The organism is Sulfitobacter sp. F26169L, assembly GCF_026410285.1.
Taxonomy (GTDB): domain Bacteria; phylum Pseudomonadota; class Alphaproteobacteria; order Rhodobacterales; family Rhodobacteraceae; genus Sulfitobacter.
This window is the reverse complement of sequence record NZ_JAPMLP010000001.1, coordinates 539,462-562,803: the sequence shown is the minus strand read 5'-3', so window position 1 is coordinate 562,803 and position 23,342 is coordinate 539,462. Positions and strand designations below refer to the sequence as shown.

The 23,342-nt window shown below is 57.6% G+C and carries 23 protein-coding genes; 12 read left to right on the top strand and 11 right to left on the bottom strand.

Annotated elements, in window-relative coordinates; translation table 11 throughout:
- Nucleotides 1-6 precede the first annotated feature (6 nt).
- Nucleotides 7-2,040, top strand: a complete 2,034-nt coding sequence (paaZ, locus tag OS189_RS02655; protein WP_267165726.1) for a phenylacetic acid degradation bifunctional protein PaaZ — start codon at nucleotides 7-9, stop codon at nucleotides 2,038-2,040.
- Nucleotides 2,041-2,277: 237 nt separating this feature from the next.
- On the opposite strand, the gene OS189_RS02650 is transcribed toward paaZ, so the two are convergent.
- The 3 genes from OS189_RS02650 to OS189_RS02640 all read right to left on the bottom strand — a co-directional run bounded on the left by OS189_RS02650 (nucleotide 2,278) and on the right by OS189_RS02640 (nucleotide 7,105).
- A complete protein-coding gene (locus OS189_RS02650; protein WP_267165725.1) occupies nucleotides 2,278-5,376 on the bottom strand; it encodes an efflux RND transporter permease subunit in 3,099 nt (1,032 codons plus the stop codon).
- Nucleotides 5,373-6,314 carry an efflux RND transporter periplasmic adaptor subunit gene (locus OS189_RS02645; RefSeq protein WP_267165724.1) on the bottom strand — a complete coding sequence of 314 codons (942 nt, stop codon included), beginning with the start codon at nucleotides 6,312-6,314 and terminating at the stop codon, nucleotides 5,373-5,375. Before OS189_RS02645 ends, OS189_RS02650 begins: the two co-directional genes overlap by 4 nt.
- A 194-nt stretch (nucleotides 6,315-6,508) precedes the next feature.
- The gene (locus OS189_RS02640) at nucleotides 6,509-7,105 is read right to left on the bottom strand and encodes a TetR/AcrR family transcriptional regulator (protein WP_267166056.1); all 597 of its coding nucleotides are present in this window, start codon (nucleotides 7,103-7,105) and stop codon (nucleotides 6,509-6,511) included.
- Between the two features lie 67 nt (nucleotides 7,106-7,172).
- On the opposite strand from OS189_RS02640, the gene OS189_RS18685 reads away from it, so the two are divergent.
- From OS189_RS18685 to OS189_RS02630, 3 genes are read left to right on the top strand one after another with little or no spacing between them, the layout of a single operon-like run.
- Nucleotides 7,173-7,394, top strand: coding sequence for a DUF1499 domain-containing protein (locus OS189_RS18685; protein WP_416237437.1), 222 nt, complete (start codon nucleotides 7,173-7,175; stop codon nucleotides 7,392-7,394).
- Nucleotides 7,395-7,416: 22 nt separating this feature from the next.
- A complete protein-coding gene (locus tag OS189_RS02635; RefSeq protein ID WP_267165723.1) occupies nucleotides 7,417-7,560 on the top strand; it encodes a hypothetical protein in 144 nt (47 codons plus the stop codon).
- Between the two features lie 8 nt (nucleotides 7,561-7,568).
- A complete protein-coding gene (locus tag OS189_RS02630) occupies nucleotides 7,569-7,763 on the top strand; it encodes a hypothetical protein (protein ID WP_267165722.1) in 195 nt (64 codons plus the stop codon).
- Nucleotides 7,764-9,199: 1,436 nt separating this feature from the next.
- Here the strand turns inward: OS189_RS02630 and tgt are convergent.
- Nucleotides 9,200-10,327, bottom strand: a complete 1,128-nt coding sequence (gene tgt, locus OS189_RS02625) for a tRNA guanosine(34) transglycosylase Tgt (protein WP_267165721.1) — start codon at nucleotides 10,325-10,327, stop codon at nucleotides 9,200-9,202.
- Nucleotides 10,328-10,463: 136 nt separating this feature from the next.
- Between tgt and OS189_RS02620 the strand changes: the two genes are divergently transcribed.
- The 7 genes from OS189_RS02620 (at nucleotide 10,464) to OS189_RS02590 (ending at nucleotide 14,322) form a co-directional block, all read left to right on the top strand.
- On the top strand, nucleotides 10,464-11,330 hold the full coding sequence (locus OS189_RS02620) for an SPFH domain-containing protein (protein WP_416237449.1): 867 nt from the start codon (nucleotides 10,464-10,466) through the stop codon (nucleotides 11,328-11,330).
- A complete protein-coding gene (locus tag OS189_RS02615) occupies nucleotides 11,327-11,626 on the top strand; it encodes an NfeD family protein (RefSeq protein WP_267165719.1) in 300 nt (99 codons plus the stop codon). Before OS189_RS02620 ends, OS189_RS02615 begins: the two co-directional genes overlap by 4 nt.
- 81 nt (nucleotides 11,627-11,707) lie before the next feature.
- Nucleotides 11,708-12,070 carry an SUF system Fe-S cluster assembly protein gene (locus OS189_RS02610; RefSeq protein ID WP_267165718.1) on the top strand — a complete coding sequence of 121 codons (363 nt, stop codon included), beginning with the start codon at nucleotides 11,708-11,710 and terminating at the stop codon, nucleotides 12,068-12,070.
- A 135-nt stretch (nucleotides 12,071-12,205) separates the two neighbouring features.
- On the top strand, nucleotides 12,206-12,814 hold the full coding sequence (locus OS189_RS02605) for a hypothetical protein (protein ID WP_267165717.1): 609 nt from the start codon (nucleotides 12,206-12,208) through the stop codon (nucleotides 12,812-12,814).
- Between the two features lie 42 nt (nucleotides 12,815-12,856).
- Nucleotides 12,857-13,579 carry a DUF3307 domain-containing protein gene (locus OS189_RS02600; protein WP_267165716.1) on the top strand — a complete coding sequence of 241 codons (723 nt, stop codon included), beginning with the start codon at nucleotides 12,857-12,859 and terminating at the stop codon, nucleotides 13,577-13,579.
- Between the two features lie 54 nt (nucleotides 13,580-13,633).
- Nucleotides 13,634-13,996 carry a HesB/IscA family protein gene (locus tag OS189_RS02595; RefSeq protein ID WP_267165715.1) on the top strand — a complete coding sequence of 121 codons (363 nt, stop codon included), beginning with the start codon at nucleotides 13,634-13,636 and terminating at the stop codon, nucleotides 13,994-13,996.
- Nucleotides 13,993-14,322 carry a TfoX/Sxy family protein gene (locus tag OS189_RS02590; RefSeq protein WP_267165714.1) on the top strand — a complete coding sequence of 110 codons (330 nt, stop codon included), beginning with the start codon at nucleotides 13,993-13,995 and terminating at the stop codon, nucleotides 14,320-14,322. The genes OS189_RS02595 and OS189_RS02590 overlap by 4 nt, the downstream gene beginning before the upstream one ends.
- Nucleotides 14,323-14,329: 7 nt before the next feature.
- Here the strand turns inward: OS189_RS02590 and OS189_RS02585 are convergent, their stop codons facing one another.
- Nucleotides 14,330-15,235, bottom strand: a complete 906-nt coding sequence (locus OS189_RS02585; protein WP_267165713.1) for an isopenicillin N synthase family dioxygenase — start codon at nucleotides 15,233-15,235, stop codon at nucleotides 14,330-14,332.
- Nucleotides 15,236-15,351: 116 nt separating this feature from the next.
- Here OS189_RS02585 and tpiA point away from each other — a divergent pair, with 116 nt between their 5' ends.
- A complete protein-coding gene (tpiA, locus tag OS189_RS02580; RefSeq protein WP_267165712.1) occupies nucleotides 15,352-16,101 on the top strand; it encodes a triose-phosphate isomerase in 750 nt (249 codons plus the stop codon).
- Nucleotides 16,102-16,217: 116 nt separating this feature from the next.
- Here the strand turns inward: tpiA and OS189_RS02575 are convergent, their stop codons facing one another.
- The 6 genes from OS189_RS02575 to OS189_RS02550 form a co-directional block, all read right to left on the bottom strand.
- Nucleotides 16,218-17,594, bottom strand: coding sequence for a TRAP transporter large permease (locus tag OS189_RS02575; RefSeq protein ID WP_267165711.1), 1,377 nt, complete (start codon nucleotides 17,592-17,594; stop codon nucleotides 16,218-16,220).
- 4 nt (nucleotides 17,595-17,598) lie between these two features.
- Nucleotides 17,599-18,279 carry a TRAP transporter small permease gene (locus tag OS189_RS02570; protein ID WP_267165710.1) on the bottom strand — a complete coding sequence of 227 codons (681 nt, stop codon included), beginning with the start codon at nucleotides 18,277-18,279 and terminating at the stop codon, nucleotides 17,599-17,601.
- 93 nt (nucleotides 18,280-18,372) lie between these two features.
- Nucleotides 18,373-19,368: a DctP family TRAP transporter solute-binding subunit gene (locus OS189_RS02565; RefSeq protein ID WP_267165709.1), complete on the bottom strand. Its 996-nt coding sequence runs from the start codon at nucleotides 19,366-19,368 to the stop codon at nucleotides 18,373-18,375.
- A 246-nt stretch (nucleotides 19,369-19,614) separates the two neighbouring features.
- Nucleotides 19,615-20,844, bottom strand: a complete 1,230-nt coding sequence (locus tag OS189_RS02560) for a sigma-54-dependent transcriptional regulator (RefSeq protein WP_267165708.1) — start codon at nucleotides 20,842-20,844, stop codon at nucleotides 19,615-19,617.
- Nucleotides 20,841-22,583 carry a sensor histidine kinase gene (locus OS189_RS02555; protein ID WP_267166055.1) on the bottom strand — a complete coding sequence of 581 codons (1,743 nt, stop codon included), beginning with the start codon at nucleotides 22,581-22,583 and terminating at the stop codon, nucleotides 20,841-20,843. The genes OS189_RS02560 and OS189_RS02555 overlap by 4 nt, the downstream gene beginning before the upstream one ends.
- Nucleotides 22,584-22,743: 160 nt before the next feature.
- Nucleotides 22,744-23,205 (bottom strand): Lrp/AsnC family transcriptional regulator, encoded by a 462-nt coding sequence (locus OS189_RS02550; protein ID WP_267165707.1) that lies wholly within the window; start codon nucleotides 23,203-23,205, stop codon nucleotides 22,744-22,746.
- Between the last annotated feature and the right edge of the window lie 137 nt (nucleotides 23,206-23,342).

The window sequence follows — 23,342 nt, the reverse complement described above, 5'->3', positions numbered from 1 at the left end:
ACTACCATGATGATGATCCCCTCTTTTGCCGCAGGCCGCTGGATTGCACCGGATAGCGGCGCGCGCGCCATTGCGTCGGCAATCACCGGCGATGTGATAGCGCAGGCTGGCAACGATGCTCTGGATACGGGGGCGATGCACGCGTACGCCCGTGAGGTTGGCGGCCCGAAATTACGCGCCCTCACCTTCCACGACCGCGCGCGGATGCTCAAGGCGCTGGCGCAGCACCTGAGCGCGCACAAGCAAAAGCTGTATGATCTGTCGTTTGAAACCGGCGCCACGCAATCCGATCACGCATTCGACATCGACGGCGGTATCGGCACGATGTTTGTTTTTGCCGCCAAAGGCCGGCGCGAAATGCCCGATGCGCAGATCTATCTTGATGGCGAGCTTGAGCAACTGGGCCGCACGGGAACGTTTCAAGGCCAGCATGTTTGTGTGCCGTTGCAAGGGGTCGGCATTCATATCAACGCCTACAATTTTCCCGTCTGGGGCATGTTGGAGAAATTCGCGCCCACCTTCCTCGCCGGTGTGCCCAGCATCGTAAAACCCGCCACCGCAACCTGCTATGTCACCCATTTGTGTGTGCAGTTGATGCTCGATAGCGGTATTTTGCCCGAAGGGGCGTTGCAACTGGTGTCGGGCGGCATCGGTGATCTGCTGCTGCACACCGATGCACAGGATGTCGTCAGCTTCACAGGCTCTGCCAAGACCGCGCTTAAACTGCGTTCCACCCCGCATCTGCTGGAAAATGCGGTGCGGTTTGTGGCGGAACAAGACAGCCTGAATGCATCGGTTCTGGGGCCGGACGCCCTGCCCGATACGCCGGAATTTGATCTGTTCATCAAGGAAGCGCACCGCGAAATGACCACCAAGGCGGGGCAGAAATGCACCGCCATCCGCCGCATCATGGCCCCCGAAGGCCAGGTACAGGCGGTGATCGAGGCATTGTCGGCGCGTCTGGCCAAAACCACCATCGGTGATCCGCGCGATCCGGCCACCCGCATGGGCGCACTGGTCAGCACGGGCCAGCGTGATGACGTACTGGAGAAAGCAGCCCTTCTGGGGTCCGAGGCAGAGCGCGTCTTTGGTGACCCTGATGATTTCACCGTTCACGGCGCAGACCGTGAAAAAGGCGCGTTCCTGCCGCCGATGCTGTTTCACTGCGCCAACCCCGACAGCGCCGAACGCCTCCACGACACCGAGGCTTTCGGCCCTGTCAGCACCATCATGCCGTACCGCGACGCGGATCATGCCATTGCGTTGCTGAACCGTGGCAAAGGCTCTCTTGTGGCCTCTGTCATCACCCGTGACGGTGATCTGGCGCGGCAAATGGTGATGGGGGCCGCCGCATGGCACGGGCGGCTTTATTTCAACAACGCCGATTCCATGGCCGAGGCAACAGGCCACGGCGCACCCATGCCGCATATGGTGCATGGCGGTCCGGGCCGTGCAGGTGGCGGTGAGGAGTTGGGCGGCGTTCGCGGCGTGATGCATTACATGCAGCGCACGGCAGTACAGGGCAGCCCCGATATCCTGACTGCAATCGGCGGGCAATGGGTGGCAGGCGCGCGCGAACACACCGGCGGACCGCACCCTTTCACCCGCACCTATCACGAACTGCAATTGGGAGAGACACTCTATACCGAATCCCGCAAGGTAACATTGCAAGACATTGAAACCTTTGCCCATTTCACAGGCGATACATTCTACGGTCACATGGACGAGGACGCCGCCAAAGCGAACCCGTTTTTCCCCGGACGGGTCGCGCACGGCTATCTGTTGCTCAGCTTTGCCGCGGGCCTGTTTGTCCACCCCGATCCCGGCCCGGTACTGGCCAACACAGGCCTTTCTAACCTGAACTTTATGAAGCCCGTGTCACCTGACGACGAAATCAAGGTTCGCCTCACCGTCAAGAAAAAGACCCCCCGTACGGCAGAGTATGGTCAGGTTCGCTGGCATGTTACTGTGACCAACCAGAACAACGAGGTGGTCGCGGAATATGAATTGCTCACCATGAACGCTTATGCGGCGGCGTAGATAACGGGTACATGCAGCTGGTCGAACAGGTCCGCTAGGATACGGTCTCGGGTGGCCCGAAGTTTGTTTGCAGACATATTATTGTCTTTTCGATAGTTCGGTGTGTTTCAGCGGACCGGACCTTCCATAGTGTCAACCTTCGTGATTTTTGGACCGTCTTATGCCGCGCACGACATTGGAAACCGTGACGCGGAAGAAAGATGGTCTCGGCGACTGCACCTAATAATCTTTCTACTTTTATGCGATTAACCGCTGTCTCTCTTGCTGCAGACGGCGCGCAGACACACCAGGCTCGGCACCCCAGACAGCGATCCAACGGTAGAATACCGGCGTCAGGAACAAGGTGAAGATTGTCGCAAAACCAAGCCCGCCGACAATGACCCAACCGACCGCAACGCGTGCCTCGGCTCCCGCCCCTGACGACATGACAAGGGGTAACCCGCCAAAGACGGTGGATACCATCGTCATCATCACTGGTCGGATACGCAGGCGCAGGGCTTCGCGGATAGCGTTGTCGATGTCCTGACCCGCTTCACGTAACTGATTTGCAAATTCCACGATCAGAATACCATTCTTCGCCATGACCCCGATTAACAGCACCAAACCGATTTGGCTGTAGTAGTTCAGGGAGCCGCCGGTAATCGATATGGCCAGCAACGCGGCGGCAAGGCCAAAAGGGACGGTCAACATGATGACGATTGCACTTGCAATGCTTTCGAATTGCGCGGCCAAAACGAGGAACACCACAATCGCCGCGACGCCAAACACCATGTACATCCCCGACTGGCTATCACCAAGCGACGCCGCCTCGCCAGTATAAACGATGCCCATGCCATCGGGGAGGGTCTCGCTGGCAAGTTCCTCTACGCGGGCCATAGCGGTTCCCAGATCGACGCCGTCGGGTAGGTTTGCCTGAACCGAGACAGCCAAAGTGCCGCCCTGACGTTCGATTGAGGATTGACTGACAACCGGAGTCAGTGTGGCCGTCGAAGACAAGGGGACATATTCGCCGCTAGGCAGCCGAAGTTGTATATCTTCAAGATCGTTGGGGTCGTTAATGGGCGGCCCGCCGGGAACAACACGCACGTCGGTTTCGGTATCGTCAAGAAAGACACTGACTGCAACAGTACCTTGGGTCAGCGCACTGATCGTTTTGGTGATCTCGGCTTCGCTCAGGCCGAAAATGCGGGCCATTTCCTGATCCACGGTGATCTCGAACTGCGCCTGCACACTGTCGCCTGAAACCTGAGGGTTGGAAAAGGCGTCATCGCGGGCCATGGCCGCTACAAGTGCGTTGGCGGCCTCTGTCATTTCATCAACATTTGTGCCGCTAACCGCAAAGGTCAGACCGTTGCCGCCGCCGCGAATATTAAGGCTGTTTGGTGAAATGGCGAAGACCTGCACGCCCGGCACAGTCGAGAGCATACCGTTGATCTGCCCCATCAAGTCCTGCTGCGTCCAGTCCCGACCCGCCCAATCGGTCAAGCGCGCGACAATAAAAGCTCTGGTACCCCCGCCAATGCCGATGATACTTTGCACCGAAGTAATCTGCCCGTTTTTCTGAAACGGTGCGAGGATCTCTTCGATTTGTATGATTTGCGTGTCCAGATACTCCGCTGTCGTGTCAGATGCACCGCGTGCCTGGATCAGGAAAAACCCACGATCCTCTGTCGGTGTGATCGTCGATGTAAGCGTGCTCGCTGCGCCCGCCGCAATAAGCGCAAAGCCAAAAGCAACGGCAAGCACAAGCAGCGGCGCGCGGATAGCGCGATCCACCAGCCAGTCAAAACCGCGTGATAGGCCGCTGGATGTTTTTAAGGCTTTTTGCGATTTCCCGTAGTGTTTACCGGGGTCCAGAAGAGCTGCCAGAACGGGGGCCAGTGTTAGCGCCGCGATAGATGACAGTGTGACGGCAAAGGCCAGCACAAAGCCGAATTCGCTGAACACGCCCCCCGCCTGACCGGGAAGGAAGGAGATGGGGATAAAAACGGCGGCCAGTGTCGCAGTTGTTGAAATGACAGCAAAAAACACTTCGTTCGTGCCCGCGGCGGCGGCGGCAAAGGCGCCCATGCCCTCTTTGCGTTTACGCACGATGTTCTCGACCACAACAATAGAGTCATCTACCACCATCCCTGTCGCCAAAACCAACGCCAAAAGGCTGATTGTGTTGATGGAGAAACCCGTCAGCCAGATCGCAGCGACAGTACCGATCAGAGCAATCGGAATTGTGAGCGCCGGAATAAGCGTTGCCCGCACGGATCGCAAGAAAGCAAAGATCACAAGGATCACAATTGCCGTGGCCAATCCGATGGACTTGATGACCTCGGTCAGCGCACCCTCGATGAAGATGCCGTCATCTGTCGAGATGATAAGCTCTACGCCCTCCGGCAACACCCTGCGCAGGTCCTCCACAGCGCCTTGAACAGCCTGTGAAATTTCGAGGGTATTGCCTTCTGACTGGCGGGTAATATCCAGCCCGATCGCGGTTTGTCCATTCACGCGAGTGGTGACTTGGGTGTCTTCGGGGATCAGTTGAACCAGCGCGACATCCGAAATCCTCGTGTTCGAGCCAATAAGGATATCGCCGATGCTGCCAACGGTCACGTCGGCGTTTCCGACCTGCAAGGCAATTGTCTGTGCATCGGTTTCCAACTCGCCCAGCGGGGTATCATCGCGCAGGTCCGCAAGAGCAGTCGTTACGTCGAACACAGTCAAGCCGCGACTGAGCAGGAGGCGGTCATCAATGCTGACACGGAACTCGTTTGAACGATCACCGCGGGTTGTGACCTCGGCTATGCCGTCAATCAGGGGAAGCCGATTGTAAATCGGACCTTCAGCAAGGGCTGTCAATTCGTTCAACGTCACATCGCCCAGCAGGGCCAGACGAATGATCGCACTGGCGTTGCTGTCGGATTTCGAAACTGTTGGATCATTTTCCAGATCACCGGGAAGCTGGCGCACGGTGGCCGATACGATTTCGCGGGCTTCGTTTGCGGCAACGTCGACGTCGGTGCCATCTGACAGATCGATGGTGATGGTGCTCGTTCCTGTGGATGAACTGGACTCGATATAGGACAGGCCTTCGAGTGCGCTCAGCGCGTCTTCCAGCACCTGGGTGATTTCCTGATCGACCGTTGCAGGCGTTGCGCCTTCGTATTGGGTGCGAATTGAAAGGACTGGCTGATCAACGTCAGGCATTTCACGCACGTCAATAGAGGTGAGCGCGGCCAGACCGGCAATAAGGATCAAGAGGTTAATTACAAAGCCAAAGATGGGGCGTGCGACGAACAGATCGGCCATGCCGGTGACCGCGCGTTGGAGGGTGGGCGCGCTCATGTCGGTTCCCGATCAGACTGCTGGGGTGCGGCGTTCGCATCAGAAATTTGGGATCCGGCGCGCAACTTGTGCGCGCCTTCGGTTATAATCATGGTGCCTGCAGGAAAATCGACATCCAGCCAGACGTTTTCATCTCGTCGATGCAGGATCGTGACAGGGATACTCTGTGCTTTGCCATCCTCCTCGAACCATATGCTCGCACCATCGCGCGACCATGTGATCGCCGTTGTCGGTACTACCAGTAAAGGATCGCTCAGGTTACTCAGGCGTGCGGTAAACGTCATGCCCGGCCAGAGAATTCCATCAGGGTTCTCAACCCGCGCCTTGACAGTCACGCTGCGGGTGACCGCATCAATCCTGCTGTCAAAAGATGCGATCTCGCCCTTGAAAAATCGCCCCGTTAGCGAAGGCGTGCCCAAGGTGACTTCGCGCCCGAGCGAAAGGAAGGCAACGGATCGTTCGGGAAGTTCGAATTCGACCAGCAAAGCGCTTGCATTGTCGATTGTGACAATCGGAGTATTGGCGGTAAGGAAATCACCGACCTTTACATCGCCTAACCCGATTTTGCCGGAAATGGGCGCTCTGATGGTAAGGTCTTCGAGCGCGAGTTTGGCCTGCGCGACAGCTGCCTCTGCAAGACGTTGGGTCAGCCGTGCTTCGGATATCGTCACATCGGTAACCGTCAAGTTACCTGATTTCTGGAGGCGTTCGTAGCGGGCCACGGTCGCATCGGCCTGTTCCAGCTCGCTTTGTGCGGTCTGAAGGGACAGGCTCGCGGCACGGGCGTCAAGCTGCACAAGTACGTCCCTCTGCATAACCTGTGCATTGGGAGTCAGGTTGGTTGCGATAATTCTGCCCGAAACGTCACCGGTTACTGTTGCGCTTTGTACCGCCTCGGAGTTGCCGATTGCGCGAAAGGTGTCTTCGAATGGTTGCATGTCCAGTGGTGTCAATACGACGGTTGTTGCACTGCCACCCGGCCTGCCCGGGCCACCCCGCCCGCTCGGCTCTTGCGCCACGGGTGTTTCGTTACGCGTGCTGAGCGATAATGCGTCAGGAACACCAAAGGACCAGATATAGGCCCCCGCAATAATCGCCAGTGACGCGAAGATGGAGAGTATCTTTTTAATGTCTAAATCTCTTCCTCATTTGAGGGCGAAAGAAGTCGGGAAGCGTCGATCAACCCCTCCCAGACAACATCCAGGGCTGCGCCAAGGGTCATGTCTTCCTCGTGTTCCCATAAAAATATCGCCGCACCGATCGTGCTAGTGACACTGTTAGCGAGGGATGCCGCAGTTTGACGGTTACTCACCCGATCACACAGCGCCTGTGTTAGCACCCTGCGTTCGGCCCCGAGGTTTCCATCGAGGATTCCGCGCGCTTTCTCGTTCGACCGCAGGACTTTCCCGACCATGCGAAGAATATCTTCTTTTTCTGATAAAGCCTCGATGTGGCCATCCAGAAGCTGCTTGATATCTGTTGCCAAGGTGCCCTCTGCTTTGCGCAAGGCGTCTTTCTGCTCTTCTGTAAATGCCGGTGGGTGCCCGATCGCGGCGGCTTCTTTGTTGGGATAATAATTAAAGAACGTTCTCGTACTGACACCTGATGCTGCAGCGATCTCTTCTGTTGTGACACCGTCAAGACCGTCTTTCATAGCCAGTTCCAAAGTCGCTTTCTGAATTTGGAACGCAGTTTCCTGTCGGCGTTTTTCTCGTAACGGAAGCTTCATCAATCCAGTCCTTGCATAGTCTGCAATTTCTGCACAGCAAGCAAAAATCTGAAACGCAACACAGAGAATGGATAGACAGCAAACACACCGGAACGATTGCCCTGCTTGTAAAAATCATTGGCGCATTGGGTATCGCACTGCTGCTGTCGGGGCCACGACCGGGGCTGTGGTGACGCCCCAAGATAACGGCAGCCGCGTTGATATGCGCAGCGTTTCAAGAGTTGGCCGCAGCGACCAAGGCGTTAACGCGGGACGTATTAGCGACTTTCAAGAAGAATTTCGAAACTAAGCTATTATGAATAGATTAAGGCATGAAAACAAAAGCTTCACATTTCAGGCTGCGGATCATCGCCTCGTTGGGGCTGTCGATCGCGAAACCGGTATTAGCTGACGCGCCCAACATCCAGACCACTGGCCCGATCCACCTCGCGGACAACCATGGAGAAGAAGCCTAACTTGGTTAGTGCATAGCCGCGCAGGCCGCGAGCTGAGCGAGCAGTTGCAGACGCACTCCTGCAAACCGGCCAGTGACGATATGCTGTTCACCTATGCGCCGGATACCCGATTGATTCAGTCTGCGACTTATCTGGGCCTTTGTATGGCCTACACCGCACCTGACAACATCGTGAATTCCTTCGGACTGATCCGCATGCGATGAGAAGAAGAGCCAGCGCAGCACTTTACTTATGATGTTCCTAGTCGGGAGATACGTATCAGCGCGAACACAAGGAAGTGCGTGACCGTTGCTACAACCATAGACGACGCTGGCCGTTACCAATCTCGTGATCTGATCTTGGCAGCCTGTGAAGAATTGGCGCCAATCTTTAAGCAATGGGCCATTCAGGAATGACACGTGGTTTTGGGATGCCTTCGGAAAAAGTTGCGCAATTCAGATATTTGGTTTGCCGCGACGGAAGTGGCAGGCGTTCACGTATTCCAAGAAATCTTAAGTAAACGGAAATTTCCAATGACCAGATTAGCCGATAGCCCGGACCGTTACGGTCTGGTGAGCCGCCTTTTCCGCTGGGACGTGGCTGCCCTATTTGGCGCGTAGTTCGTTTTCGTGGCACCGCATTGGCCCTTGCCACGCGAAAACGCCCTTCGCGAAACTCTCTGACCTATCATAAAGATCTAGGTGTCACATTGTTGCTGTTGGTTTTGTTGCGCGCTTCGTGGGCGATTTCGAACCTCAGAAATCAATCCACAAAATCCGGTCCGATGAGGTATGCGGCGAAGGCCGGACATGGCGCGCTCTATGGGCTGATGGCGATCGTTCCTGCCCTCAAGGTCATTGGGTCAGCGGGCGGTACGCGTGGCTTTAGCTATCTTGGCTCCAGATCACTCCTGCTCGGGATTCTGTCAATGCTTGGATAAAGGCGGTCTCTGAATGGCACGGCACGTTGAAATGGATCCTCGCAACTTTTGCGCTTGAACATATTGGTGCTGCGATCATCTGGCATCACTTCATCAAGCGTGATGAGGTTCTAGAACGCATGGCGTGACGGACAAGATCAAGAGGTTTCGCCTGACCGCTTAAGCGCGCAAGCGGTCCGGCGAAATATGCGATACGGAATTGTTGATCTACAGCCAACCCACCTCAACATGTTCTGGACGCTTTTGTGGCCTTTATCACGCCGCTTTTCGGGCCGGGCACGATAACTGAAACAGTTCTTAATCTGACAGCAAACTATGGGGTGGCCATCCTGTTTGTCGTCAACCTTCCGTCTTGTCTATGCCTGCCAATACAGTCGTCACTGTTGATTCTGGCGGGCAACAATACAGGATACTTAGGACGCGGATCACCGGCTGGCTTGATGCAAAGCCATAACGTCAATCAGTATCGGAAACGACGGAGCCGAGTCGGTTTCCATTGCCACTGCACGAACAGCCGTTCTTTCCACTTGTCATGATTTTGGGCGCTGAGAACGCACGAAGCCCAGAAAGCAAAGCTACAACTTGGGCTCGGAGCAGGTTGCCGCGCCAGTTGCATTTTTCTCCCAATACGATCCCATTGTCGCAGGACTTTGCAAACCCGACATCATGAACGCCCGCCGGGATCCAATTGCGCGGCACATCCCGCACACGCCCGCTGCATCAAAGCGGATCAATATCGCCCTGTTCGCGGCCCGAGTGGAAATCGCTTTGCCACTGTGTGAACGTGCCTGCTGCAATGGCGCCGCGCATACCGGCCATGATGTCCTGATAATAGCGCAGGTTATGCCAGGTCAGCAGCATGGAGCTGATCATTTCCTGACTGCGGAATACGTGATGCAAATAAGCGCGGCTGTAATTTTGGCAGGCGGGGCAGCCGCAGTCCTCGTCCAGCGGGCGCGGATCATCGGCGTGACGGGCGTTTTTGATATTCAACACGCCTTTGCGCGTAAACACCTGCCCCGTGCGCCCTGAACGCGACGGCAGCACGCAATCCATCATATCAATCCCGCGCGCTACAGCGCCGACGATGTCGTCGGGCTTGCCCACGCCCATCAGATAGCGCGGCTTATCCTCAGGCAGTTGCTGCGGCGCATACTCCAGACAGTCAAACATCGCCTCCTGCCCCTCGCCCACGGCCAGCCCACCGACGGCGTAGCCGTCAAACCCGATTTCGCGCAAAGCCTCGGCGGATTGCTGGCGCAGGTCCTGCTCCAGCCCGCCCTGCTGGATGCCGAACAGCGCATGACCCGGGCGATCGCCAAATGCTTCGCGCGAGCGTGCCGCCCACCGCATGGACAGTTCCATACTTTGCGCAATCCGGTCGCGGTCCGCAGGCAGTGCGGGACATTCATCAAAACACATCACGATGTCACTGCCGAGCAGCTTCTGGATCTCCATGGAGCGTTCGGGCGTGATTTCGTGTTTTGATCCGTCGATGTGGCTTTTGAAGGTCACACCGCGCTCTGTCAGTTTGCGCAGATTGGCCAGCGACATCACCTGAAACCCGCCGGAATCCGTCAGGATCGGGCGGTCCCAGTTCATAAACTTGTGCAGTCCGCCCAGACGGGCGATCCGCTCGGCGGTGGGGCGCAACATCAGATGGTAGGTATTGCCCAGCAGGATATCCGCACCGGTTTCGCGCACGCTTTCGGGCATCATCGCCTTGACCGTGGCAGCCGTGCCCACCGGCATAAACGCAGGCGTGCGGATTTCGCCGCGCGGCGTGTTGATCTGCCCTGTGCGTGCGCGCCCGTCACGGGCCGTTATCTGGTATGAAAATCCGGCCATCGATGGCTCCTCGGTCTGGTTTTGCGCTGCCTACCGCAGGCGGCACTATCTTGCAATCGGCCCGTGAAACCGTCACATTCATCTCGGACCCCAGTAAAGGAATATGGCAGTGAACATCGAAGACCTGTTGCTGAACATGCTACAGAACAATATCGGCTGGCTGCTGCTGGCGATTGTGCTGATCGTCTTTGTTTTCAAAGCGGTAAAAATTGTGCCCCAGTCGGAACAACACGTGGTTGAACGCTTTGGCCGCCTGCGCGCCGTCCTCGGGCCCGGGATCAACCTGATTGTGCCGTTCTTTGACAAGGTCGCCCACCAGATTTCCATTCTGGAGCGCCAATTGCCCATCGCATCACAAGACGCCATCACCCGCGACAACGTGCTGGTGCAGGTCGATACCTCGGTTTTCTACCGCATTATCGAGCCGGAGAAGACGGTTTACCGGATTCGCAACGTGGACAGCGCGATTGCCACCACGGTGGCCGGCATCGTGCGCGCGGAGATCGGCAAAATGGATCTGGATGAGGTGCAGGCAAACCGCTCGGCTCTCATTGCCACGATCAAAAGCTTTGTCGAGGATGCGGTTGATAACTGGGGTATCGAAGTAACCCGCGCCGAAATTCTGGATGTGAACCTTGATGCCGCCACCCGCGCTGCCATGATGCAACAGCTGAACGCCGAGCGCGCGCGCCGCGCACAGGTGACAGAGGCCGAAGGTTCCAAACGCGCAGTTGAACTGGCCGCCGATGCCGAGCTTTATGCTTCTGAGCAGACCGCAAAGGCGCGCCGTATTCTGGCAGATGCCGAAGCTTACGCAACGCAGGCAGTTGCGACTGCCATCAACGAAAACGGCATGGAAGCCGCGCAATACCAAATCGCGCTCAAGCAGGTTGAGGCCCTGGGCGCGATGAGCAGCGGACAAGGCAACCAGACTGTCATCGTCCCCGCCGAGGCGTTGGCCGCATTTGGCGACGCGTTCAAACTGCTACAAGGGCGTAAATGATGTTGCCTGATGGTTCTGTCATTCCGGTTCTGATGTTGTTCTGGTGGACGTGGATTTCTGTTGCGCTGGTGTTTGGCCTGCTTGAATTGATCATTCCGGCGTCGATATTTCTGGGCTTTGCCTTGGGGGCGTTGATTATGGCGGGTCTGGTTGTGTTCACAAGCATCACCAACACTGCGCTGTTGCTGGCGATCTTTGCTGCACTATCGCTGGTGTCATGGATCATTCTGAAACTGGTTTTCAAAAACCAGTCGAGCGGTGCGCGGATCGTGAAGCGTGACATCAATGAGGGCTGAATGTCACAGTTTGCACCGTGTCCCTTTACGCCGCTGCGTCCAATCCATATATAAATAGTCAAGTTTAAGGATGAGGCGCAGATGAACGATACAACTCCCCCCCTCGAAGGCACCCCGCTGATCGCACCGTCCAGCACAGACCATCCGCTGTACGAACAGGTCGTGGAGGCGTGCCGCTCGGTCTATGACCCCGAAATTCCGGTAAATATTTACGAATTGGGTCTGATCTATACGATCGATATCAACGACGAAAACGAGGTGAACATCAAAATGTCTCTCACTGCGCCGGGGTGTCCTGTTGCAGGCGAAATGCCCGGATGGGTTGCCGACGCTGTTGAACCGATTGCAGGTGTCAAGCAGGTGGACGTCGCCCTGATCTGGGAGCCGCCATGGGGCATGGACATGATGTCGGACGAAGCGCGGCTTGAACTGGGCTTTATGTAGCCTGATCGCTGCGATTGATTTGCGGGCCACCTTGACATCAGGGTGGCCCGTTTGCGTTATTGCCCCAACCGCGCGGGCCTGTCAGACTGGCATATGTCAGGCGTCGTTATGCGGCATCCGCAACAAGGGACACTCATGCAGAATTGGGCGGTTTTCACAGGTGATATCGTGCGTTCCTCTGATATGGGGGCGGATGCGCTGGGGGATGTGTTTGCAGCGTTGGAAGACGCTGCGCGCGCGATTGGCCTCTGGCCTGACAGTGACACCATCTTTGCGCGTTTTCGCGGGGATGGCTGGCAATTGGCGCTGCCTGTGGCTTACGCTTTGCGCGGCGCATTGGTGCTGCGCGCCGCCGTGCGCACAACGGGCAAGGGCCGTGATACCCGCATCGGCATAGGCATTGGTGACGGGGTGATCAAAAACCGTGATCTGGCCGCGGCGGACGGGTCCGCTTTCCTGCGGTCCGGCCACGCGCTTGATGCCATCAAACGCGGCCCCCTTATGGCGGCACCTGACGGGCCGCTGGCGTTGCGCACCGCCCTGCCCCTTGCGGATCGCATCGCGCAAGGCTGGACACCCAAACAGGCGCAGGTCGCCTACGCCCTTCTGGCCCCCGTGCCCCCTACCCAAGAGGCGCTGGCCGGGACATTGGGCCGCAGCCGGCAGATGACCCAAAAGCAGGCAGAGGCCGCAGGTATTCACGCTCTGCTCGAAAGTTGTGAGGCCTATGAAACCGCAAAATAGCAACCATATTTCATTGCTTTCACTCAAAGCAACTCTTTCAGCATGAACTTTCCGGTCATCCCCCTGCTCACAATCGAGCTGTTGATCGCCCTTGTCACCGCGCATCTGCTGGCGGACTTTGTGTTTCAAACCACCCATATGGTGCTGAACAAACAGCGCCCGATGATCATGCTGATGCATGGCATTCACGTCTTTGCGCTCACCGCGCTGCTGTCAGGGGGCGCAATGGCGCTGAGCCTTGGCATCGCCTTGACCCATGTTGTCATCGACGCGGTCAAGGTACACCTCGCCCCTGATACCCTGCGCAGTTATCTGCTGGATCAATGTGCTCATCTCGCGGTTCTGCTGGCGGCTGTGATGTGGTTGCCCAATGCGGTTCTTGCGCCGTGGTGGCCACCGCTCAGCACCGATTTGATCCAGATTGCACTGGTTCTCAGCGGATTGATCACAGCCACGATGGCGGGCGGGCCTGCGGTGGGCCATCTGATGGCGCGCTACAAATCCGATGCCCAGCCTGAGGGGTTGGAATACGCGGGCCGCATGATCGGCCTGATGGAGCGCGGCCTGATCTTTCTGATGGTAATGATCGGCGAACCCTCCGGCATCGGCTTTCTGATCGCCGCCAAATCAATTTTGCGCTTTGATACCGTGTCCCGCGACCAGAAGATGAGCGAATATGTCATCATCGGCACGCTGGCCTCTTTCGGCTGGGCACTGGCGGCCAGCTTTGCCACCATGGCAACCATGCGCGCACTGGGCTACTAACCCCCTTGAGATCGGCGCCCTGCGCGCCTATCTAAATAGCAAAGGAGCACCAATATGTTCGGCATTCCAGGCAAGCAGGCGGTCACCATGACCGACAAGGCAGCAGCACAGATCACCAAACTGATGGCCGCCAAGGGCCATGCGGGCCTGCGCATCGGCGTCAAAAAGGGCGGCTGTGCCGGTATGGAATACACGATGGAATATGTTGATGATGCAGATCCCAACGACGAGGTAGTGCAACAGGACGGTGCCTGCGTGATGATCGCCCCCATGGCGCAGATGTTCCTGTTCGGCACCCAAATTGATTACGAAACCTCGCTGCTGGAAAGCGGGTTCAAATTCAACAACCCCAACGTCTCCGAGGCATGTGGTTGCGGCGAATCTATCAAATTCGATGACGATCTCTTCGCTAAATGAGCCTTGGCGAAGCCGATATGGCCTTCGCCCGTGAACTTTTTGCCGACATTCCCGATCTGAACACCCGCCGCATGTTCGGCGGTATGGGGCTTTACAGTGGCCAGACAATATTTGCTGTCATGCTGTCCGACGGTCGGCTGATGTTAAAGGCACCAAAAGGACCCTTCGCCGATCACATTGCAGCTCTGGGCAGCACGGAGTGGACCTATTCCCGCAAAAACGGCAAGCCTTCCGCCATGCCATACCGGACCCTGCCTGACGCTTATCTGGACGATCCGGCAGAAGCCTGCGCACTGGCCCGGCAGGCACTAGCAGCGCTGCGCTAAAGCCGCGCTATTTCTTCTGAAGATGCACGTAGGTCTGTTCGAAGCGCGCGGCCAGATGCTCTCCGGCCAGCACGAACTTGTCAGAACCAAGCGGTGCCACGTTGGTATCATGCGCCGGATTGAAGAAAAGCGGCACCGATATCCGCTCGTTCAGGCCGCCGACAACGCGGTGCGGCGTGGCGCGCACCTTGCCATCGCTCCACACTTCCATCATCTCGCCAAAGTTGATCACAAATGTGCCGGGATCGGCACTCAGGGGTATCCAGCCGCCACCGCGCTTGCGCACCTCCAGCCCGGGCGACCCGTCTGTCGCCAGCAACGTCAGGCAGCCATAGTCGGTGTGCGTCGCGATGCCGAAATCTTTCGCCCCGGCCCAATCAGGACGTGACGGATAATAGTTTCCCCGCAGCAGGGCCATGGGCGTGTCAAACCCTGTATCAAAGGCGTCTTTCGGCGCGCCGATCGAATGGGCGACCCCGCGCAGCACTGTCATCGCAACGCCACAAGCGTCATCATAATACTGTCTGATCACCGCCTCGAACCCCGCAGGCTCCTGTGGCCAGACATTGGGCGCATAGACAGGCATCGCACAGCGCGGATCGTTGGGCGGCAAGCTCACACCGCTATCAAAGAACTGTTTGTAGTCAGGGTTTGCATCCGGATCAACCTGCTCTGACCCCGCAGCGCCCCAACCACGGTTTGCGCCCGAACCAGCCATATCATAGGGGCGCTTTTGCGCTTCGGGCAGTTTGAAAAACGCACGGTACGTTTCGATCACATCCTGCACCCTCTCAGGCGACAGGGCCGTGTTATATACCGTAGCAAACCCGATATCGGTTGCCGCCTCATGCATCGCGGCAACGGCCTCGGGTACATCTGCTTCCAATGCTTCCAGATCAATCGACGGGATCATCCTGCACTCCTTTGCTGCTGCCCCCTCCTAGCCCCGATCCTGCCCGAGGCCAAGCCTGTCGTTGAACTGCCCCTGCAAGGCGTGTAAAGACAGGCAACCATCAAAAGGGGCACATCATGCGACGCAAACTGGCAGCGGGAAACTGGAAGATGAACGGCACAGCCGCCAGTCTGGCCGAGCTTGAAACACTCAAATCACTGCTCCCCGCCAATGCGCCCGATGTTGTGATATGCCCCCCCGCCCCCCTGCTTTTCCGCGCCAGTGAAGCGGCGCGCGATACCGGCATCCAAATCGGTGCGCAGGATTGCCACATGCAGGACAGCGGTGCTTTTACCGGCGATATCTCTGCCGCGATGATTGCCGACACCGGCGCAACCCATGTTATCGTGGGCCATTCCGAACGCCGCGCTGCGCACGATGAGCATGACCGCGATGTGCGCAAAAAGGCTACCGCTGCTTGGGCCGCGGGCCTGACCGCAATCATCTGCATCGGTGAGGCGCTTGAGGACAGAGAGGCCGACAACACCCTTGATATCATCGCAGGCCAGCTTGCAGGGTCCCTGCCCGATCACGTGTCAGCCGCAAACACTGTCATCGCATATGAACCGATCTGGGCCATCGGCACCGGCAAAATCCCAACGCTGGAACAGATCGTCGAAGTACACGATTTCGTCCGCAGCAAGATTGTCACCCGCTTTGGCGCAGATACCGGTGACATGATTCCGCTGCTCTATGGTGGCTCGGTCAAACCCGACAACGCTGCGACCATCTTCGAGGCTGCAAATGTCGATGGCGCGCTCGTTGGCGGCGCATCTCTCAAGGCCGCCGATTTTGCCCCCATCATCACCGCGCTTGCCAACAGCTGAAGGCCCACCGGCTTCAGCTTCACCTTTCTAATAAACTCAATCCAACAATAGCAAAGGGCGCAGGACCGTAAAAAGTCCCGCGCCCTCTTTACGCGCGGCGATATCAGCCCATTACACTACCGCGTAATGATCTCCGGCCCCATCATCATTGTGGGCAACCACGTGGACAGGATCGGGATGTAGGTCACCATAATCAGGAAGACAAACAGCACCGCAAGGAAAGGCAGCGCTGCGCGCACCACGTTCATCATCGGCATATTCGCCACGCCGGAGGTCACAAACAGGTTCAGCCCTACAGGTGGTGTAATCATCCCGATTTCCATGTTCACCACCATGATGATGCCCAGATGGATCGGATCGATGCCCAGTTCGATCGCAATCGGGAAAACCAGCGGCGCGACAATCACCAACAGGCCCGACGGCTCCATAAACTGCCCCCCGATCAGCAGGATCACGTTGACGATAATCAGGAACACGATAGGACCAAAACCCGCATTCAGCATCGCTGCCGAAATCTGCTGCGGAATCTGCTCGTCTGTCAGAACATGTTTGAGGATCAGCGCGTTTGCGATGATGAACATCAGCGTCACCGTCAGCTTGCCTGCCTCGAACAATGTGTCGCGCACATCGCGGTGGAAGAACACGGTCAACAGTGCCTTGGGTTTTTGCCACAAGGCAAGGTTGTTCCGGTCTCCCGCCACGTGCAACGGCCCCATATCGCGGTACACAAACGTCGAGATAAAGAAGGCATAGACTGCCGCAACCGCCGCTGCTTCTGTGGGGGTAAAGATACCGCCGTAGATACCGCCCAGAATGATGACAATCAGGAACAGACCCCAGCCTGCCTCGATCCCGCTGCGGCGCACCTCGCCCCAGCCTTTCCAATCGCCTTTGGGCAGATCACGCACCCGTGCGATGATATAGATCGTCAGCATCAGCATAAATCCGGCCAGCAGACCGGGAATGACACCGGCCAGAAACATCCGCCCCACAGACACATCAGTGGCGGAGGCATAGACAACCATCACAATGCTTGGCGGGATCAGAATTCCCAATGTGCCAGCAACAGCAATCACGCCTGCTGCAAAATCCTTGGTATAGCCGACTTCCCGCATTCCCACGATCACGATGGAGCCGATGGCCACAACTGTCGCTGGAGACGACCCCGACAGCGCTGCAAACAACATACAGGCGAACACACCCGCAATCGCCAGCCCGCCGGGCAAATGCCCGACCAGCGCGATTGAGAAGCGGATAATTCGCCGCGCTACACCACCTGTCGACATAAACGACGACGCAAGAATAAAGAACGGGATCGCCAACAGCGTATAATGCCCCGCCATCGCCTGAAAAAACGTCTGCGCAATAGACGCCAATGAGGTGTCGGACAACACCAGCAAGAACACGATCGACGACATGCCCAGTGACACTGCAATCGGCACACCGATCAGCATCAGACCGATTACCATGGTAAATAGAACAATAACTTCCATGCAATCAGTCCCCTGCGTTCAAGTGTTGGACATCTTTAATGTCGTCTTCGGCTTCGTGGCTGACAATCAGGCTGGTCGCCTCGCCGCGCCAGACCCGCACAAATGCCTGAATGAACCGGAACAGCAGCAGCGCCATTCCGAATGGCAGGATGGCGTAGGGGATGAAACGGGGCAGCTTTTCATAGGATTCGCCTTCGTTCATGATCGGTTCGATAAACCGCAGCCATTCGGGGAACGGGATGTCGATCACCTCGTACCATGCCTGATCGCGGCTGTTGGCAAATCCGGTGGGAAACCAGCGCCCCGTTGTGGCGTCAAGCCCCGCAAACGGTGCCCAATAATCCCACGCGCCCTTCAGCACCAGTGCTGCGTAGGCAATACAAACCGCTCCCGCAACCAAGGCTAAAACCCTGCGCGTCGAGGGCGTGAACAGATTAATGAGCGCGTCCACCCCCAATTGCGCGGTCACCTTGACCGAGTAGCTGACGCCAAACAGCACCAGCCATGCAAACAGGAACGTCACCGCCTCCAGCCCCCAGATCAATCCGGTGTTGAAGCCGTAGCGCAATACGACGTTGATAAATGTGATCACCGTCATCAAACCGAGGATCAGCGCAATCGCAGTCTCTTCGATTTCGTTGACGATCCGGCCAATGGCTGTGTTTGCCACGTAAGCATGTGCCATAAAACACTCCTGCAATGGGGGACGCGCGCGGGCGTAGGAGAAAACACCCCGCCTGCGTGAAACGGGCGGGGTGTAAATCAGACCGGTGCGGCCTTAGTGTTTGGCGTTGATCGCTTGTGCTGCGTCGATGTTCTCCTGGCCAACATCGGCGGTGAACTCTTCCCAGACGGGCTTCATCGCTGCAACCCATGCCTCGCGGCCTGCTGCGTCCAGTTCGATCACTGTGCCACCGGCTTCGATGATTGCGGCTTTTGCCTCGGCGTTGACGTTAGTGGATTCAGCATTGCGCGTGGCTGTCACCTCGTCGACGATGGTGCTCAGCTGTGTGCGAACATCTTCGGGCAGACCTTCAAACCAGTCTGTGGATGTGACCAGCATATAGTCGATGATGCCGTGGTTCGTTTCGGTGATACCGTCCTGCACTTCAAAGAATTTCTGGCCATAGATGTTGGACCATGTGTTCTCTTGTCCGTCCACAACGCCGGTTTGCAGCGCGCCGTATACTTCGGAGAATGCCATCGGCTGTGGGGATGCACCCATTGCAGACATCTGCGCCTTCAAAACATCCGAGTTCTGCACGCGGAATTTCAGGCCATTGGCATCTGACGGCAGGTTCAGCGCCTTGTTGGCTGACATCTGCTTCATGCCATTGTGCCAGAAGGCAAGACCCAGCAGGCCACGGCGCGTCATGGATTCTTTCATCGCCTGACCAGTTTCGGAGTTCTGGAACTCGTCAACAGCATTGATGTTCTTGAACATGAACGGCAGATCGAAAATGCGGAACTGCTTGGTGAACTGCTCGAATTTGGACAGCGAAGGCGCCGCCATCTGAACATCACCTTGCAAAAGCGCTTCGAGAACCTGATCATCGTTATACAGCGTGGACTGCGGGAACACTTCCATGCAGGCCTTGCCGTTCATCTCGTCGTTGACGCGCTGCTCCAGCAGGCTCGCGGCGATGCCTTTGGGGTGCTTGTCGGTGTTCGTGACGTGGCTCAGCTTGATTACGATTTCACCGTCATCACATGCGGCGGCTACTGCGCCTGCGGATAGGGTCACTGCCAGTACGGCTGCGGTTACAAATTTCATGGTGTCTCCTCCCAGAGATCTTGTGGCCAGGCGGCTTTCCGCCGCGGTGGCATAACTATTATGCTATGACTGCTTCATCGCAAGCAGCGTGGCACCGGACACCAGCGCTTAGGAATATTCACCCATCTTCAATAGGTTAAATCAAAAATCGAAATTGAAAGCACCACATATAACTCGGCGCAGTGCGGGATTTCGCACCCTGCCTGCTTAAGTTGTGCGGAAATCCGCACACTTCGATTGCACGACTCAGTTGCGGAAGTCCTCGGGCTTGATCGCGTAGCGGGCGCATTTGTCATAAAATGTCTTGCGCGGCAGCTTGAGCGCACGCGCCGCGTCTGTGGCCTGCCCTCGTGCACGGCGTAACGCGCCTTCGATCAGGGATTGCTCTATCTGCGCCAAATGCGCCACCAGCCCCATAGTTTCGTCCACTTGCGGCGCGTCGGACATCCCCATCACAAAACGCATCGCTTCAGTCATCAGCGCGCGCGCATTACCGGGCCAGTCGCGCGCCATCAGCGCGGCTTCCATCTGGGCGGTGACTTCCGGCGCGTTTTGCCCGCTTTGCTCTGCCGCCTGGGCGACATAGCGGCGAAACAGCACCGGAATATCTTCGGGCCGCTCGCTAAGGCTGGGGATGCGCACGGGCATCACGCTCAGACGGTAGTAAAGGTCGGCGTTAAACCGTCCCGCCTCCATCTCGGCAGCCAGATCACGGGTGGAGCCCGCGATCAGGCGGGTGGTGGGGGTGCCATCCAGCGTCTCGGCCAGCGCAAGCTGGCTTTGCGCGGGGAGCATGGTGATTTCATCGATAAACAAACTGCCTCCATCCCCCTCGGCAAAGGCTGCTGCCAGCGCATCTGCATCCAGATCACTGGCTGCACGTTTCAAAAACGGCCGCTTGGAGCGCAGCGAGCTCAGATGCACGACCTCGGCAATTTTGGAAATGCCCGCGCCTTGCGCACCTGTCACCAGAACATCGCCACTGGCCTGCGCCACGCGGCGCACATGGCCGCGCAGGTTTTGCACCAGATCGGAGGTGCCAAAGATCATGCGCGCGGCGGGATCCCCACTTTCGACCAGTTGACGAAGCTGGCGGTTTTCCAGCACCAGCGCGCGAGTTTTCAGGGCGCGATCCACCACCGCCAGCAGATCCTTGGCCGCGCAAGGCTTTTCCAGAAAATCAAATGCGCCCTCACCCATCGCTTTGACCGCCATGGGAATATCACCTTCTCCGGTCAGCAGGATTACGGGTAAATCGGGATCAATGCGGCGCACGTGACCCAGCAGGTGGAAACCGTCACGCCCCGGCATGCGGATATCAGAGATGATGACACCGTCAAAATCTTCACAGATATGATCCGCCGCCACAACAAAAGACCCCGCCGCAATGCAGGTCAGATCAGCCAGTTCCAGCGTCTGGCCCAACGCTTCGCGCACGGCGGCATCGTCATCGACCAGCAGAACGGTTTTGCTCACGCGGCTTGCTCCTGTGCCATCGGCATCAGGGTCACGGCAAAGCTGGCCCCCTGATCCGTATTTTGCGCCCTGATTTCACCGCCGACACTTTGCACGATGGCATAGCTGATGGACAGGCCCAGCCCCACACCTTTGGCCGCGCCCACCTCTTTGGTGGAATAAAACGGGTCGAACACCCGTTCGGGGGCCGCGATGCCGTGGCCTGTGTCGGATATTTTGACGGTCGTTGCGATGTCCTGGGTGATGGTAATCTGCAATCGCCGCTCGGGCGCATGTTCCATGGCGTCCAGCGCATTGGTCACCAGATTGACAAACACCTGCCCCAGACGCACCTCGCCACCGCGCACCCAGACCGGCGATTTTGGTGCGTTGTAATCAAGCGTCACGCCCATTGCCGCGCACCGCGCCTGCGTCATGTCCAGCACGGTCGCGATCACTGCGCCCAGATCGACCTGCACCTGCTGCACTGTCTCCTGCTTGGAAAAGGCACGTAGATTTTTGATGATCCGCCCCATGCGCTGCGCCATATCCAGTATACGCGTCAGGTTATCGACTGCACGCTCGGGCTTGCCCCGTTCGATAAACTGCACGCCGTTTTCGGCAAACGATTGCACCGCCATCAGCGGCTGGTTCAACTCGTGACTGATCCCCGCGCTAAGCTGCCCCAGTGCGCTCAGCTTGCTGGCCTGCACCAGATCGTCCTGCGCGCGCGCCAGTGCCAGTTGCGCCTCGGTGCGCTCTGCTGCTTCGCGCCGCAACTCGTTGTTGATATCGCGCAGCGCCTGCGTACGTGCGCGCACCCGCGCCTCAAGCTGGGCATTTGCCAGCGCCAGCGTGCGCCGCCGCTCGGTGGCCAGAAACAGCAACGCGCCAAAGGCAAGACATAGCGCAGCAACCGCCGCGGCCTGCGATGCGGCCAATCTACCCACAGGAGCAACATCTAACAACACCTCTCCGGTCATACCAATCACGGGCAAATCCTGTGTCAAATGCAATGCTTTCTGCGGCAGATACGGCCCCCAGCCCAAACGCCAGACTTCATGGGCTCCAAAATAGCGCGAACTGAATTTCGGCGTCTCCCCCTGCGGCCTGCGCAATCCTGCACGCTCCGAAGGTCGCTGCCAGAATATCAACTCCGAACGATTGGAGACTTGCACCTGGCCGCGCGCATCCGTGAAGAAAACCGGCGGCGTGTCGCCGCGCCACGCATAATCGACCGAGGCCAGATCGGTGGAAACCACCAGCGCGCCCAGCACCTTTCCCTGTGTCCCGAAAACGGGTGCGGCAAAGAAATACGTTCGCCCTGTACCCGCATCGGGGCCGTACCCGCGCCCCAATGCGCCATTCAACGCACGGCGCACAAATGCCATGGCACCTGCACTGCCTGCCCCGTCATCTGCCGCGGCCAACACGCGGCCTGCACGATCAATCACCATCACATCCAGCGCCGCCGCACGGTCCGCGACACCGCGCAGCATTGCGCGATCTTCAGCCCGCACAGCGCCCGAAAGCACATGCGCCACCTGCGGGTGATCCGCCATTACCACCGCCAGATCACGATACCGCTGCAACTGCCCGACCAGACGGTCACTGGCTAGTTGCAGATCGGCACTGCCGCGCGCAGACAGTTGGCCCATCCCCTGATGCATCGCATAACGCCAGACTCCCGCGGACAGCAGTGCCACGCAGATCAGAAAAACAACAATGCCAAGGCCACGGCGGCCAACCCTGTGTATCATAAGGGCCAATTTATGCGCCTAGGTTTACATTGACCAGCACAACGGCCCGATGCGCGCGTGTCGCTCCCCCTCAATGCCGATGACACATCTCTCGTTCGGGGCTCAGGTCGGGGCCACGCGCCAATCATGTCATGCGCGCAAGCGCTCCGGCAGGTCACGGCTAAAGCGGCAGCATGGTGGTTGATTTGATCTGTTCCATCGACAGCAACGCGGTGACGTTATGAACCCGCACCTCGGAAATCAGCGCCTGATAAAACCGGTCATACGCGCGCGCATTCTCTACACGTACCTTCAGGATATAATCGATATCCCCCGCCAGCCGATGCGCTTCCTGCACCTCGGGGCGATCTTGCAGAGCTTTCAGAAACCGCGCCTGCCATTCGGCTTCATGTTCGGACGTGCGGATCAGCACAAAGAAACATGCCTCGAACCCCAGCAATTCAGCGTCCAGGACGACAGTCTGCTGCCCGATCACACCCGCCTCGCGCATTTTGCGAATCCTGTTCCAGACCGGCGTCTTGGAGGACCCGATTTCCCGCGCGATATCATCCAGCGAGCGGCTGGCGTCCTGTTGCAACGCCGCCAGAATTTTTCTGTCAGTCTCGTCTATCCGGACACCCATTCTGTTTCTCCTCTATTTGCAAACCATACGTTCCAGTTCTCGAAGGTGATAGAACATACGTCCTTATAAATCCAGACATATAGCAAAATAGAAGAATAATGTTCTATATTAAACCACAGCATAGCAGAGGATTTCAC

What these genes read in the sequence shown, in the direction of transcription:
- OS189_RS02605 (WP_267165717.1), top strand. Translation starts at nt 12,206, where the DNA reads ATGCAGAATTGGGCGGTTTTCACAGGTGATATCGTGCGTTCCTCTGAT.
- OS189_RS02590 (WP_267165714.1), top strand. Translation starts at nt 13,993, where the DNA reads ATGAGCCTTGGCGAAGCCGATATGGCCTTCGCCCGTGAACTTTTTGCC.
- tgt (WP_267165721.1), bottom strand. Translation starts at nt 10,327, where the DNA reads ATGGCCGGATTTTCATACCAGATAACGGCCCGTGACGGGCGCGCACGC.
- OS189_RS02565 (WP_267165709.1), bottom strand. Translation starts at nt 19,368, where the DNA reads ATGAAATTTGTAACCGCAGCCGTACTGGCAGTGACCCTATCCGCAGGC.
- tpiA (WP_267165712.1), top strand. Translation starts at nt 15,352, where the DNA reads ATGCGACGCAAACTGGCAGCGGGAAACTGGAAGATGAACGGCACAGCC.
- OS189_RS02610 (WP_267165718.1), top strand. Translation starts at nt 11,708, where the DNA reads ATGAACGATACAACTCCCCCCCTCGAAGGCACCCCGCTGATCGCACCG.
- OS189_RS02615 (WP_267165719.1), top strand. Translation starts at nt 11,327, where the DNA reads ATGATGTTGCCTGATGGTTCTGTCATTCCGGTTCTGATGTTGTTCTGG.
- OS189_RS02635 (WP_267165723.1), top strand. Translation starts at nt 7,417, where the DNA reads ATGAAAACAAAAGCTTCACATTTCAGGCTGCGGATCATCGCCTCGTTG.
- OS189_RS02645 (WP_267165724.1), bottom strand. Translation starts at nt 6,314, where the DNA reads ATGCAACCATTCGAAGACACCTTTCGCGCAATCGGCAACTCCGAGGCG.
- OS189_RS02595 (WP_267165715.1), top strand. Translation starts at nt 13,634, where the DNA reads ATGTTCGGCATTCCAGGCAAGCAGGCGGTCACCATGACCGACAAGGCA.
- OS189_RS02600 (WP_267165716.1), top strand. Translation starts at nt 12,857, where the DNA reads ATGAACTTTCCGGTCATCCCCCTGCTCACAATCGAGCTGTTGATCGCC.
- OS189_RS02650 (WP_267165725.1), bottom strand. Translation starts at nt 5,376, where the DNA reads ATGAGCGCGCCCACCCTCCAACGCGCGGTCACCGGCATGGCCGATCTG.
- OS189_RS02550 (WP_267165707.1), bottom strand. Translation starts at nt 23,205, where the DNA reads ATGGGTGTCCGGATAGACGAGACTGACAGAAAAATTCTGGCGGCGTTG.
- OS189_RS02640 (WP_267166056.1), bottom strand. Translation starts at nt 7,105, where the DNA reads ATGAAGCTTCCGTTACGAGAAAAACGCCGACAGGAAACTGCGTTCCAA.
- paaZ (WP_267165726.1), top strand. Translation starts at nt 7, where the DNA reads ATGATGATGATCCCCTCTTTTGCCGCAGGCCGCTGGATTGCACCGGAT.
- OS189_RS18685 (WP_416237437.1), top strand. Translation starts at nt 7,173, where the DNA reads ATGGATAGACAGCAAACACACCGGAACGATTGCCCTGCTTGTAAAAAT.
- OS189_RS02620 (WP_416237449.1), top strand. Translation starts at nt 10,464, where the DNA reads ATGCTACAGAACAATATCGGCTGGCTGCTGCTGGCGATTGTGCTGATC.
- OS189_RS02575 (WP_267165711.1), bottom strand. Translation starts at nt 17,594, where the DNA reads ATGGAAGTTATTGTTCTATTTACCATGGTAATCGGTCTGATGCTGATC.
- OS189_RS02585 (WP_267165713.1), bottom strand. Translation starts at nt 15,235, where the DNA reads ATGATCCCGTCGATTGATCTGGAAGCATTGGAAGCAGATGTACCCGAG.
- OS189_RS02555 (WP_267166055.1), bottom strand. Translation starts at nt 22,583, where the DNA reads ATGATACACAGGGTTGGCCGCCGTGGCCTTGGCATTGTTGTTTTTCTG.
- OS189_RS02570 (WP_267165710.1), bottom strand. Translation starts at nt 18,279, where the DNA reads ATGGCACATGCTTACGTGGCAAACACAGCCATTGGCCGGATCGTCAAC.